This window comes from Colwellia demingiae, assembly GCF_007954275.1.
GTDB classification, from domain to species: domain Bacteria; phylum Pseudomonadota; class Gammaproteobacteria; order Enterobacterales; family Alteromonadaceae; genus Colwellia; species Colwellia demingiae.
Genome location: NZ_VOLT01000008.1, coordinates 180,999 through 194,735, shown reverse-complemented (window position 1 = coordinate 194,735; position 13,737 = coordinate 180,999). Strand labels below are relative to the sequence as shown.

Here is a 13,737-nt window from a genome sequence, read left to right as displayed (position 1 = left end):
AAAAAATAAAAAACTTTAAGCATCTGACGATTGATCGTCTGGGCTAGGTACTGGTGCTGTATTAACAGCGCGAGAAGGTACAACGGTAGATATAGCGTGCTTATATACCATCTGACTAACCGTATTTTTAAGGAGAATTACAAACTGATCGAACGATTCTACTTGTCCTTGTAACTTAATACCGTTAACTAAATATATTGCAACTGGAATGCGATCACGACGTAACGCATTTAAAAATGGGTCTTGCAAAGACTGCCCTTTTGCCATTATATGGTCCCTTTTTTTATTATTAAACATTACTGGTAAACTTAAAACTCAGTAATAAAGTATCTGAAAAACTTGCTATGAAAACAACATAACAAAATGTTATATAAAATAGCTAACAAATTAATTATACATCAATTTTCAACTATTGCTTTATATTTGCGCGCCCTTTACTGCTTCGCATCAAGAAGTGATAAAACTTGTGTTAAATTGGTTTTATCATCCGTTGTCAGCCAGTGTAAATCAGGCCAATTTCTTAACCAAGTTAGCTGTCTTTTAGCTAATTGTCTGGTTGCACAAACGCCACGGAAAATCATTTCATCGTGGTCAAATTCACCCTCAAGGTGTTGCCACATTTGTCGGTAGCCCACACAACGAATAGAAGGTAAATCTTGGTGTAAATCATCTCGTGATTTTAATTCAATCACTTCTTGCTCGAATCCCAAATCTATCATTTGCTGATAGCGTAGTGCAATTCGTTCATGTAGCGTGCTGCGTTCTTTGGGAGTTATAGCTAATTGTAGAACATCGCCAGCGAGCTTAGCACCTTTTATTTGTGTCAATTGTGTCAAAGTGTTACTCGTCAACCTGTACACTTCTAACGCTCGCGTTAGACGCTGTGGGTCATTCGGGTGTATTCTCTCAGCTGAGATAGGGTCTATTTCAGCTAGCTGGTCATGCATAGCTTGCCAGCCTTTTGTTAAAGCCTCAGCTTCGATTGCTTGACGTATTTCCGGATTTGCTGTCGGTAGAGGGGAAATCCCCTCAATTAAACTTTTAAAATACATCATAGTTCCTCCGACCAATAATGGAATCCGACCATTACTCCTGATCTCAGCAATTTCAACTAGTGCATCACGACAAAAGTCGGCAGCTGAATAACTTTCACTCGCATCACGTAAGTCGATAAGTCGATGAGGATATTGCGCTAATTCCGATTTTGTTGGTTTGGCGGTACCAATATCCATATCGCGATAAATAAGCGCAGAGTCAACACTGACTATATCGCAAGGTAATGCGTCTTTCAGTGCCATTGCCAAAGCGGTTTTACCCGATGCAGTTGGTCCCATTAAACAAATAACAGGTGGCTGGTTTGATTCTGTGATGCTTTGAACTGACACGAATACTTAACTCTTATTGAAAATTACTAAAATAACGTCTTAATATGTGATGTGAGGTCAAGAGGGATAGAATTCAAGAGTAATTGCTGACTAAGTTGTTCATGAAACAGTTTTTTTGACAGTATTAATAAAATATCAGCTTGTGTTTCATCATACTCAGCTAAAACCATTGCTAAACCAATACTTTGATGTAAATCAGTTTCACAAAGTGCCTCAGCTTTGGTTAGGCTTATCTTTTCGATCAACTCATCAATAATTATTATTAGCGCGTTACTTACATCTTGCTCACGTAATAATGCGGGAAATTGCCTGATTTGTATTTTGTTTTTACTTTGTTCAATAAACACTATGCCCGCATTTGAGAGTATTTCTTGCTCAGCTAATACAAAACTAAGCTGTTTTTCAGAAAGACTTAAAATCACAGGTAATAACAACGGTTGACTGACCAAATATTCAATAGTGTTATCTGATTGCTCGGTTTTACGCTGCCAACTTTGTTCAACTAGCTTACCGTAAGTACTTTTCGCTAAGTTAAATAGCGATAAAACTCTAACACCACTTTCTGCTTTATAGAGTGCATAACCTGGCTTGTGTACACTTAAAAAAGCACTCGGCTCCGCAGGATTTTGTAGGTTGATAGTCTCATGCTTCTGTGCACTTTCCTGATCAGAGCCTCTAGTATTTTGAACTTGAGCTGAGGTCCCCTTATGAGGTGTCATTAATGCTTGATAGTTAGTCGCTGCAATCTGGGAAATAGTATTAGTTTTTTCTTGTTGGCCGTTGCCACTATAACCGTACCCTGATTGACCATGACTAGCATCATTTACATGCTGCAATGGTCTAATATAATCAGTACTTGGGTAGTTGGCCGTAGTAGCGCTTGATGAGTGACTGACTTGTTCGTCCTTTGCACATAAAGAGGAATAGGACTGCTCAGGTACTAAGGTAAGGTCACTATCAGCTGTAGTAAACAGTTCTTCACCTGCTAAGGCTGACGTTAATGCTTTATGACAAACAGAGTAAATAAAGTCATGAACATAACGACTTTGATGAAAGCGTACTTCATGCTTTGATGGGTGGACATTTACATCGACTTCTCGATGATCGAGCTGTAAAAACAGTACAAATGCAGGGTAAGTATCTGGCGGTAATAAATCTGCATATGCTTGGCGAATAGCATGATTAATTAACTTATCACGCATCATTCTGCCATTAACATAACTATAACAAAGATCGTTTTGGCTGCGAGAGAAACTCGGTTTAGCTAACCAACCCGATAGCGTCATATTATCATGGGGGCAATCTACTTCAACGGCATGCTCAATAAACTTTGGCCCACAGACCATAGCAACACGTTTAATACATTGTGCGTGGGTATTCGCTATTCGATATTGACGAATAGTATTACCGTTATGCGTTAGACTAAAGCTCACTTCAAAGTGAGCCAGTGCAATCCGACGTACTACCTCATCAATATGATTGAATTCTGTTTTCTCGGTACGTAAAAACTTTCGTCTAGCCGGTGTATTGAAAAACAAGTCGAGCACTTCAATACTAGTACCGTCGGGGTGAGCAGCAGGTTTTATATTGACTGACATATCCCGCCCTTCAGCAACAGCTTGCCACGCAGTTGCTTGAAATTGCGGCTTAGATGTTAACGTTAACCGAGCAACTGAACTAATACTAGCTAATGCTTCACCACGAAAGCCTAAACTCCCAATAGCTTCTAAGTCACTTAAGTTCTTAATTTTACTGGTTGCATGGCGACTTAATGCCAACGTTAATTCTTCTTTAACTATGCCATGACCATTATCAGTAATTTTTATCTTTTTGATGCCACCTTTATCAACATCAATATGAATAGATGTTGCACCCGCATCTAAACTATTTTCAATCAGTTCTTTAATAACAGACGCTGGGCGCTCAACCACTTCACCAGCAGCAATTTGGTTAGCCAAACGTGCAGGCAATATAGCAATAGTCATAGGAGTTTATCCAGTACGGGGAATTTTTAACGTTTGACCAATTCTTAATGAATTAGTTTTTAATTTATTGATAGATTTAAGTTTGCTCATAGATATATTATAACGTTTGGCTAATACTGATAGTGATTCTCCACTGCGTAACTTATGCTTTTTATAGCCCACCGAAGCAAAATAAGAACCGGTTAATGGGTGCGCTAAAAAGTGCTTTTTAATACCACCATGGATTGCATTCGCTAAACGTTGCTGGTGCTTAGACCAGGTTAGATTTTTCTCTTCTTTGTGATTTGAGATAAAACCTGTTTCGACCAATATTGAAGGTATATCCGACGATTTAAGCACCGCAAAATTACCATTTTGAGGTGTTGATTTATGCATTTTGGTGATTTTTTTAAGCTCTTTTATAACATTATTAGCCACACCAAAACTTACGCCTAAAGAATGCTCTTTGCTCATATCGGCTAAAGTTAATGCTAAGTGGCTGTCTGAAGTGTTTTTGATTACCCCACCGCCACCGCCAAGTAATTCTGATTTTTTCTCTCTATTTACCAGCCATCGCGATAACTCTGACTCAGCACGGCTCTTAGTTACTACCCAAACTGAGGCACCACTTGGTCCTGGGGTATGAAAAGCATCCGCATGTATTGAGACTAAAAAGTCGACATGCTTATCTCTAGCCAGGCTAGTACGACGATTCAAATTGACATAATAATCGCCACTGCGGATCATCACCGCTTTCATGCCTTTTTCTTTGTTAATTACTTTTTGTAATTTTTTAGCTATGGCTAAAGTAACTCTTTTTTCATAGGTACCTTTGCCACCGATTGAACCGGGATCTTCGCCACCATGACCAGCATCAATACCAATGATGATATCGCCTACATTTTTTTTTGGTTTAGAAACATTCTTTTTACTACGGTTTTTATCATAAAGATCAATCACCAAACGATGTCCGTATTGTCCCGCAGGTGCTAGTGGAAAAACGGTCAGCTGATAAGACTTAGTTAATTCTAATACCAAGCGAGTTTTGCCTTTATTTTCGCTTGAACGAAAAAGTTTTACTCGTGGGTCGTTAACGGCAAGATTTTTTAAAGCTACGGTGTTTTTTGTATTGGTAAAATCAATCACCAATCGATTTGGTTTACTGAGAGTAAAAAATTTATAATCGGGTTTTTGCTTAACATCAAAAACAATACGAGTATTTTCCGGCGCGGGCCAGACACGAATACCATCAATGCTATTTGCAGCATAGGTATTCACTGAAAGTAAACTTAAGACAGCAACACATAGAAAACTAAGCGCACGTAGCCTTATTATTGATAGGAGAATTCTCCGATACATCCAACTAACCCCAATTTTTATAACTTTATAATTTGTGCAAGCGCATTTATCACTTGTTCGCCATGAACAGTTTCGGCTTCCAGCTTGATGACTCTTTGTTCATCTTGATAAGCTATATTAATGATTAAATCTGCTTTAGCCAATAGCCCAGTTCCTTTTTCTGGCCATTCAATAAAGCAGCAACAGTCATTATTAAAATAATCTCGAATCCCCATATATTCTAATTCTTCAGCATCCGAAAGACGATATAAATCAAAATGAAAGACTCGCCACTCCCCTAATTCATAAGGTTCAACCAAAGTATAAGTAGGGCTTTTTACATTACCTTTATGCCCCATACCTCTGACAAACCCTCGAGTAAGAGTCGTTTTTCCTGCGCCTAAATCACCGTTAAGATAAACCACTAATGCTTGCTGAACTGTGGCACTTTTAAGTACTTCCGCCAGTCCTGAACCAATGGCAATGGTGGCAGCTTCATCAGCTAAAAAATATTCTAATTGCTTCATTTTACTTTTCTATGTTTATTACGACTATTATTACAACGTTAATGATTAGGCACTTTTCCATTGAGCAATTGCTGCAATGGTATAAATAAATCACTTGCTAATAAACCACGCTGACCATTATTATTGGCTATAATATCAGCTGCAGCACCATGAATATATGCCGCTAGGCATGTTGAGTAAAAATTATTATCACTTTGCATCACTAAAGCACTAATAACCCCACTTAATACATCGCCCATACCACCCGATGCCATTCCCGCATTACCTGAATTATTTATAACAACATGCTCACCATCTGAAATTAACGTACCTGCGCCTTTAAGCAAACAAATTCCACCGTATTGATTAGCAATAGCGCGTACTGCAGAAAAACGGTCTGCCTCAATACTTGTCACATCACATTGTAACAACGCAGCAGCTTCTTTGGGATGTGGTGTCAATATCCACTGATTACATTGTTGTTTGGTCTCACTTAATAGTATTAAAGCATCAGCATCAAGGACCGTGGTTTTATTCTGTGTCTGGCTAGTTTTACATATTAATTCAAATAGCTGTTTTGCTTGGTCACTCTGTCCTAACCCTGGACCGATGAGGTACGCTCTTGCTTTACTCAGTTGAGTTGAACTCTCTAATAAGACACTAGTTTCTGGTGCTAACATCAATTCAGGTCGACCATTCATTATGAGCATTTGATTATCTTTGTGACAACTCACTGCAACTAACCCAGCACCGCACCGTAAAGCTGATTCACTCGCAAGACGAATTGCCCCTGGCATTGAGACGCTTCCGCCTATAGCCAGCAATAATCCACTATCACCTTTATGGCTGGTAGGTAATCGCTTAGGTTGATTCAATGGAAATTTATATTGGGCATAGTAATTATTGGTTTTCACTTGTTTAGTGAAAGCGTTATTCATTGTTAAAGGTGCCAAGAATAGTTTGCCGACAAAGTTGGCGGCCTGACCAGTTAACAAACCTTGCTTATAAACGATAAAAGTTAGCGTTACATCAGCAATGATGGCTTGTATTTCAATGTTTATGCCATACACTTTACCTGTTGTGGCACAAAGCCCAGAAGGTACATCAATACTGATCACCTTAGCTTTTTGATGATTAATGGTTGAGACAAGCTCTTGAAACAACGGTGTAAGTTGACCTGTAAAACCAATACCAAATAAAGCATCAACAATTACCTCACCAGTAAACTTGCTTATAACAGCTAAGTTATCAGTATTTTTATTCGCTATATCCTCAATTATTGGTGATACTCCTGTGGAGATCATTGCTTGATAAGCCAGTAAGGCATCACCTTTTAATTGGCTCACATCACAGGTAAGTAGCACACTCACCTTTATCTTTGCTTGATGCGCTAATTTAGCAACGACAAAACCATCACCGCCATTATTTCCTTTACCACACAATATTAATATGTGTTGGGTGTTAGGCCAACTATTCGATAATTGTGTGAAAATTGCAGCGCCTGCGCTTTGCATAAGTTCATACATTGCTATACCTTGACTTCGCGCAACATTCGTTTCATTTTTCAAGACTTGATTTGCACTATACACAGATGCCATAGGTGGCTTTTGTGATAAACTTGGTAATAATTTCATGGTGATACCAACTTGACTAACTTTGTTCCTACCCAGAGCTTGTCAGCGGTTTGAGAACAAATTGAATTTTTTTACATTATAGTTATTCTATATGAAAGAAATTCAGTGCGGTTATCGAGTCGCTGACAAACTCCCGAAGGGCGAGTACCTAATAAAAGGTAAAGGCTTACATGCTACGTTATTGATTTGGATAAGGGAATAACCATTCTCTTCAATCAATGCCTTGCCTCTAAGCCTTTTAATTCTCGCTGAGTGGGAAGAAACTTAATCAAAATGGTATTAGTTTAACCTCAATCAATGGTTCAACAAACGAGCTGAAGCTGACTTAACTTTATGACAATGTCTCCTATTAACTATCAAGAATTAACAGAAAAAATCAAGTCTTGGGGTAAAGAATTAGGTTTTTCTGATTTAGGCATCAGTAATATTGATCTATCTGCTCATGAAAGTATGTTAGAGCGTTGGTTAGCTAATAACTACCATGGCAATATGTATTACATGGCTCGCCATGGCTTAATGCGTGCTCGACCTGCGGAATTAGTTCCCGGTACTATTAGAGTAATTAGCGTACGTTTAGATTACCTGCCACAAAATGCTAAATTTGCCAGTATTCTAAAAGATAAAAACAAAGCCTATATTAGCCGGTATGCGCTCGGGCGTGATTATCATAAATTAATGCGTAAACGCTTACAGCAATTAGGCAAGAAAATAGCAGAGCACTGTAGCGACTTTAACTGTCGACCATTCGTTGATTCAGCTCCCGTAATGGAAAGGCCACTTGCAGAAAAAGCGGGGCTGGGCTGGGCTGGTAAGCATACATTATTAATCAATAAGGAAGCTGGTTCTTGGTTCTTCTTAGGTGAGCTCTTTGTTGATATTCCCTTGCCAGTTAGTAGTAATGAGTATAGTGAAAGTGCTATCAAAGCCATTGAAACACAGACTAAAACTAATGATTGCGGCACTTGTGTAGCGTGCATTAAAATTTGCCCCACTAAAGCGATTGTCGAGCCATACACAGTTGATGCAAGACGTTGCATTTCTTATTTCACTATTGAATCACCCGACGCCATACCTGAAGAGTTACGCCCTTTAATGGGTAATCGTATTTATGGCTGTGATGATTGCCAATTAATTTGTCCTTGGAATAAGTACGCTAAGCTTAGCCTTGTTGATGACTTCCAAGCGAGAAATAACCTAGATGATATCAGCTTACTTGAGTTATTCGCTTGGTCAGAAGACTATTTCCTAAATACTTTGCAAGGCTCCCCCATAAGACGTATTGGTTTTCAAAGTTGGCTGCGTAATATTGCGGTAGCATTAGGTAATGCACCCTATAGTGATATTATTGTTACTGCATTAACCGAAAAGTTAGCTGAAGCAAGTGAACTCGTTATTGAACATATTCACTGGGCACTAGCACAGCAAGGCGATAAGAAAATGCTCTCAGATAAAGTAGCAGCAGAGCAAGCGACAAACCATAGATTAACACTGCGCTTGATCCGCTCCGTTGAGAAAGGCCTTACTAGAGATTCCTAACGCCATAAGAATATAAACGAATTAATTAGTTGTAACTTTATTGAGTATATTTATATCGGCTTTAGCTTCATCTAGCTCATGCTGGAGGCTCAATAGTTTTTTAATCGCATCATTTTTTTCAGCCGTTATTTTTTTCTCTTTTACTTTGCTATCCGCTAGTTGTTGCTGAGTTTTTGTTAGGGTCGCCATCAAATTAGCAATATCGGTATTTTGAGCAAACTTTTGGTCGTCTCTCGCATTAACAAAATCATCATCCGCTGAATTTAACAGTTCTCTAGATTTAAAACTAAAATAATCAACCAGCAAACGCCCAAGAAGAATCAAGCAAGTTAAAAGGAAAACGACAAGGTATTGGTTTTTTTCAAGAGATGCCACAGAGCTGGTAACTTTCATTAAAAAATCTCCTTGAGCATCTATAAAATAGCTAAATAACTGATTATGCCAAACAAGCCAAGTGAGAATATAAATAACAATAAAACTAGGAGCGGGGTTTTGGTGTTCGGTAAAAGAGAGTATTGATTTGAGTGTTTTCTTATTAATCACGAAAAGTCCTTTATTAAATTCGATTTGATGTTCAATTTACAACGTTTATATTAGAATAAAATGATGGATGTAAAAGTATCCATCACACATTCTTAGCTATTTAATTTACTTTGCTCATCTTCTTGCCTTTGTTGGCACAAGGTTGTGATTTTCTGCTTTTCTTCATCAGAATAACTTCGCCAAGAAGTAATCTCATCAATGTAACGAAAACAACCTAGGCACATGTCATCACTATCCAAGCAGCAATTACGCACACATGGGCTATCAGTTAATTTTATTTGGTTATTGCTATTATGATTACTCAAGATAGTCCTTAGGGATTTATGATAATAATACTGTTTACGTACACTTAAATTAAGCGATAGTTACTGCATGTTGACTAATTTCATCAACCGCTTGTTTCGTTTTACTTAATAAAGTTACTTGTACCTTTTCACTGTTATCTAACCCTTGAGTGATAAGCAATGTCTGCCAATGTTGGCAAAGTTGCAACAAGTGATCTGCAGCAAGTATTCTACCATTAACCAGCAATGCCTTGATAACAGCATCAGCTTGTTTAACATCGTTAACCGTAAACGCTTGGCTTAACTCCTCCACAAGTATAATATTTTCCGTTGTATATTCTTCAAGCATGAAAATAGCCAATTCAGCAGAGCCCTGATGTTTTAAGTAACGTTCAAAGTTAAAACTATGTGCTTTATTTAAGAACGCTAATGCAAGTTCATCTTCTGTCACAACGCCAATGTTATTATTACTGCTGGTAACTTGTGTCACTTGATTTTCTGGAGTAAAACTCCCACAACTTTGCTCTTTTATCCAAGGTTTCATTGCAGTTACTAGTTCACTTACGGTACTTTCAGCACTTAGCTCCCCCAGCATCCAGTGACAATAACCTTCAGATTTAGCTGTAATATCTACCAGACTTCCCAAACTAAACACTCCACGAGTTATGGCTACTGCATAGTGTTCCTCCTCATCAATCGTAAATTCAGTGAAGGGCTGACAATCTATCTCTGTTATCAATACGGCGAAGCGACCACTCTGCCAATGTTGATGTAACATCAATTCACAACTGACAAGCGTAATTTGTAATCCCATGCCTTGCAACAGTTGCTGCAAACACTGATATTTTTCAGGTGCTTTTACTGCAAGTAGAACCTCTATAGGCATAACAAGGTATTTAGCTGCTAACTTTACACAATCATTTTCAATATCCGCTAAGTAACCCGGTAATGACAGTACAGGATAATGATACCCTTGTTGATTATCAGTAACAGCTAAGGGTAAAGTGAAACTGAAATTATAAGCTTGTTCGGTTAATTTAGCGCTAACATCATAGCCATGCTGGTTTTTTAATAATGTATAAAAGTAGTCTCCAAGTTCACTTTTCTCGATACTATTATCACTAAAATATTGCAATGCATGTGGTATGCATAATATTTTATCTTCACCTTGAAATTGGCCAGTAAAGCATACCTTTTGTTGACCATTATTTTTATCAACCAATTGTAAATTGAGCGCCAACTGCCTGTTTTTTTGCTGAGAGAATAGTAACCTGATAAAAACGCTAAACATTTCACAAAATAATTCTACATCTAGGTTTACCTCAGAAAGAATTTTTTCATCAATATTCAACGAGAGCTTATGGTTACCGAGAATTAACTCATTGCGTGAATTAAGCACAATAGCCTGAATTAGGGCAACAAGATTCACATCACTTAATGTCAACAAGGCATCACTACCTTGTAAATAGCTATAATAACTTGCTTGTCTTAATTTATTGACTAAGTCTAGCCCTTGAAGGTGAGCATTGCTCAAGGAGTTTTCTGCTACGCTTGCCCCGTTTTTATTGCTAGCACCTATCCTTGTCGTAACTGAGCTAGCCCCTAATAAGACTAATTGCTTTATTGCTGCTAGATGAAGAGCTTTACAGCGCAGATGTTCAACTAATAACTGTGATTTAGATTTTGCTGATACATCAAAATTAATAACTTTATCTTCCAACATTTGCTTTTTATCAGTAAGCGCTAAATACTCTACTTCATTGTGAGTGTGAGAATTTATCTGTTGAATTCTCTTTATTAATTGTTCAGCTTCCGCACTGTACAAGGCATGATTACGTAGCAGGGAGACACTATCTTTCTCTTCAGCTGTCAATGAGCTAGCTTCATTTTCTATGATACGAGTAATACAGTTAACACTAAATTGACTAGCCACTTTTATTTTTCTTCGAATTAACAAAAGTAAGCCTGCAATACTTATAAGTAGAACAGCAAAAGCAGTAACTACCCATTTGGGTAATAGATTAAACAATACAGCTTCTTTATTGATTCCCGTATAATCACTAATTGCCAATGTAGAATCAACCTCTTGTTGGCTTCTTAACAGTTCACCAAAGATGCTTTTCAATTGCTGTCGCTGAGCAACTAGTTGTTGTTGATAATCATCTATTAGGTACAAATTATCTTGCCATTTAGCCAATAAATTCTCTTTTAAGATCAGATCTTCAAAACGAATAAAGTCTCTGACAATATCAACCATCCCTTGACTTTCATACTGTTGATTAGCCAGTTGTTTGGCATAATCAGTAACAAAAATTTTATTAATTTCTTTGCTAACTTGTTCAAAGGTTTCAAGTGACGTTTTTAAATTCAAGCGATTAAGCATCACTACAATAGTAGTAAGCTGATTATCTACTTTAGATAACAGCGCTGCTTGCTTTGGGTTCGTCTTTTGATTATTCAATTGAATTTCAATCGCATCAAGTAAAGTATCAAGTTGAATTAGTGACTTAGAATTTAATAACTCATTATTTTCATGATTTGACTCAATACGACTAATTAGATTCATAGCAAGGTTGTTGTTGGAAAATAATTGCTGATAGCTATTTTTATATTCAGAGTTCAGTAATGAGAGTTTTTTACTTTGTAGGGAAAGTGATTGCTGTAAGGTGATCAATTCATGCGAATTAGCATTTTGCAATATAGCATCAATAAGCTTATCGGCATTAATTAGATGAGTTTGCTGGAGAAACTGCGTTTGTAATGAAACAAGCTGTTCAATTATTGACGTTTGAGAATGTTTATATTGTTGTGCTAAAAAAAATAAAATTGAGGATAACCCAACTACAACGACCAAGAATATTGCAATAATATAAGCAGTAAAGAACTGATGAAAGTGCTTAACATGACTCCCAGCTTTAAGCTTTTGCTTACTCTGAAAGTTATTTGCATTTGTAGTCGTTTTGTCAGTACTCATTATTCCTCAACATAGTTCAGTTCCATTGCACAATATTTTATACTATACCTGTTACCATTCAAAGTGTAGGACTCTGAAACATGCACTTTGATTGGTAATAGATATATCTAGATTAGAAATTTTATTATGTATTTATTGAAAAACACTAGTTCTCAATTTGTGCAGCCAATTCTTCAATAGAGTCTTCACAAAATACTTTAATACCATGACCACGCAGAAGCTTGGTTGTTACACCTTCCCCAATAATTTTTTGCTGGCGAAACGTTCCGTCATAAATGGTATTGCTACCGCAAGAGGGACTTGATTCCTTTAATAAGGCCACTTGAATATTATGCTGCCGACATAAACGTAGTGCTAGTTTAGCTCCTTTATCGAATTGCTCGGTGACATCGATAGATTCAATAGTGATAACTTTCTTTGTATTTGGGTCTATTTCTGCTGGCGGCCTCGGAACAGGTAGCCCTGAAATCACTTCAGGGCATATAGCAATTAAGCGGCCTTGTTTTTTCCATTGTTCCAATAGTTTATTCACAAGCGGTTTAACCACTCCGTTATAACGAACACGCTCACCTAAGAAGCATGAGCTAATTAAAATCTTCTTAATGGGTTGTTCACTTACTTTCATTATTTTGTTATTGCCAAATGAAGGGTTGGTAACTGCTCTGTACTCGAACTATCTTGCCCTTCGATCCAGCATGATTGACTATAGTAATCAAAATTCAAAACAAAATAATTATTTTCCCAGCGAAAGCGAATGTTCTCCCGATCAGCACCAATAATCTTTTCTTGTATAGTAACTGGCATGATAGGTAAAAATAGCAGATCAATTAATGTTGCGATATTTTCTTGGTACCAGTCCTTTATAAATGTTACGTTCAAGTGGTCTACTTGATAGGTTAACGACTCAAGACTTTGTGGGGTTGTAACGGAGTTCATAATCACCAATGCTCATATATTGTAAAATATAGTTAATTATACGACTAAAGTTTGATGCTAATCAGGGCTTTTGACAAAAAAATCCACGACAAGTTCCTCTAATTTTCATATACTCAAGAGAGAATTTTATCTTTGTAATCCAACTATCATGCTTGCATTTTACTTTGGTTACAAATACCTTTGAACCAAAGAGAGTGAAACTATGAATAAACTTATTCTTGCTGTTGCAACAGCAACGGTTATGATGGCATCTCCTGTATTTGCTGGTGATGCAGCAGCTGGTAAGGCAAAAGTTGGAATGTGTGCTGCTTGTCACGGTGCTGCTGGTATTTCTGCTATCCCAATGTACCCTAACTTAGCAGGTCAAAAAGAAGCTTATCTTGCTAAGCAGCTTAAAGACTTTATATCAGGCAAACGTAAAGATCCTGTAATGTCAGGTATGGCTGCAGCGATTGCTCCTGCTGACATTGATAACATAGCAGCATACTACGCTAGCTTAAAATAAAGTTACGCTTTCAAGTCCTATAAAAAATCCCAGTTTAACTAAGTTAAACTGGGATTTTTTGTATGTGGCTATCGGTAATATATAAGAAGAAAAACATCCCTAACCTCTAAGGAAACTATTGTTGAATTCTTA

Annotated in this window: 13 protein-coding genes; 2 read left to right on the top strand and 11 right to left on the bottom strand. The window is 37.4% G+C overall.

The genetic code is table 11. From position 1 onward, the window contains the following. Nucleotides 1–15 precede the first annotated feature (15 nt). From hfq to ESZ36_RS16080, 6 genes are all read right to left on the bottom strand, one after another. Complete coding sequence (gene hfq, locus ESZ36_RS16105) at nucleotides 16–267, bottom strand: RNA chaperone Hfq (RefSeq protein ID WP_033093720.1); 252 nt, start codon at nucleotides 265–267, stop codon at nucleotides 16–18. Nucleotides 268–434: 167 nt separating this feature from the next. After that, nucleotides 435–1,370 carry a tRNA (adenosine(37)-N6)-dimethylallyltransferase MiaA gene (miaA, locus tag ESZ36_RS16100; RefSeq protein WP_146789796.1) on the bottom strand — a complete coding sequence of 312 codons (936 nt, stop codon included), beginning with the start codon at nucleotides 1,368–1,370 and terminating at the stop codon, nucleotides 435–437. Nucleotides 1,371–1,411: 41 nt separating this feature from the next. Further along, on the bottom strand, nucleotides 1,412–3,370 hold the full coding sequence (gene mutL, locus ESZ36_RS16095; RefSeq protein ID WP_146789748.1) for a DNA mismatch repair endonuclease MutL: 1,959 nt from the start codon (nucleotides 3,368–3,370) through the stop codon (nucleotides 1,412–1,414). Between the two features lie 6 nt (nucleotides 3,371–3,376). Continuing rightward, entirely contained in the window at nucleotides 3,377–4,708 is a 1,332-nt protein-coding gene (locus ESZ36_RS16090; RefSeq protein WP_146789746.1) for an N-acetylmuramoyl-L-alanine amidase, read from the bottom strand. Nucleotides 4,709–4,725: 17 nt separating this feature from the next. Beyond that, a complete protein-coding gene (gene tsaE, locus ESZ36_RS16085; protein ID WP_146789744.1) occupies nucleotides 4,726–5,214 on the bottom strand; it encodes a tRNA (adenosine(37)-N6)-threonylcarbamoyltransferase complex ATPase subunit type 1 TsaE in 489 nt (162 codons plus the stop codon). 38 nt (nucleotides 5,215–5,252) lie between these two features. Continuing rightward, nucleotides 5,253–6,827 carry an NAD(P)H-hydrate dehydratase gene (locus tag ESZ36_RS16080; RefSeq protein WP_146789743.1) on the bottom strand — a complete coding sequence of 525 codons (1,575 nt, stop codon included), beginning with the start codon at nucleotides 6,825–6,827 and terminating at the stop codon, nucleotides 5,253–5,255. Between the two features lie 333 nt (nucleotides 6,828–7,160). Between ESZ36_RS16080 and queG the strand changes: the two genes are divergently transcribed. Beyond that, on the top strand, nucleotides 7,161–8,363 hold the full coding sequence (gene queG / locus ESZ36_RS16075) for a tRNA epoxyqueuosine(34) reductase QueG (RefSeq protein ID WP_425457405.1): 1,203 nt from the start codon (nucleotides 7,161–7,163) through the stop codon (nucleotides 8,361–8,363). A gap of 21 nt (nucleotides 8,364–8,384) precedes the next feature. Here the strand turns inward: queG and ESZ36_RS16070 are convergent, their stop codons facing one another. The 5 genes from ESZ36_RS16070 to ESZ36_RS16050 form a co-directional block, all read right to left on the bottom strand. Beyond that, nucleotides 8,385–8,906 (bottom strand): hypothetical protein, encoded by a 522-nt coding sequence (locus tag ESZ36_RS16070; RefSeq protein WP_246129132.1) that lies wholly within the window; start codon nucleotides 8,904–8,906, stop codon nucleotides 8,385–8,387. 92 nt (nucleotides 8,907–8,998) lie between these two features. Further along, nucleotides 8,999–9,211: a DUF1289 domain-containing protein gene (locus ESZ36_RS16065; protein WP_011041190.1), complete on the bottom strand. Its 213-nt coding sequence runs from the start codon at nucleotides 9,209–9,211 to the stop codon at nucleotides 8,999–9,001. Nucleotides 9,212–9,260: 49 nt separating this feature from the next. Continuing rightward, nucleotides 9,261–12,164 (bottom strand): hypothetical protein, encoded by a 2,904-nt coding sequence (locus ESZ36_RS16060; RefSeq protein ID WP_146789741.1) that lies wholly within the window; start codon nucleotides 12,162–12,164, stop codon nucleotides 9,261–9,263. A 145-nt stretch (nucleotides 12,165–12,309) separates the two neighbouring features. Then, nucleotides 12,310–12,789: a 2-thiouracil desulfurase family protein gene (locus tag ESZ36_RS16055; RefSeq protein WP_146789739.1), complete on the bottom strand. Its 480-nt coding sequence runs from the start codon at nucleotides 12,787–12,789 to the stop codon at nucleotides 12,310–12,312. Then, nucleotides 12,789–13,100, bottom strand: a complete 312-nt coding sequence (locus ESZ36_RS16050; protein WP_246129131.1) for a DUF3630 family protein — start codon at nucleotides 13,098–13,100, stop codon at nucleotides 12,789–12,791. The genes ESZ36_RS16055 and ESZ36_RS16050 overlap by 1 nt, the downstream gene beginning before the upstream one ends. A gap of 202 nt (nucleotides 13,101–13,302) precedes the next feature. On the opposite strand from ESZ36_RS16050, the gene ESZ36_RS16045 reads away from it, so the two are divergent. Further along, nucleotides 13,303–13,605 (top strand): c-type cytochrome, encoded by a 303-nt coding sequence (locus ESZ36_RS16045; protein ID WP_146789734.1) that lies wholly within the window; start codon nucleotides 13,303–13,305, stop codon nucleotides 13,603–13,605. Nucleotides 13,606–13,737: the final 132 nt, after the last annotated feature.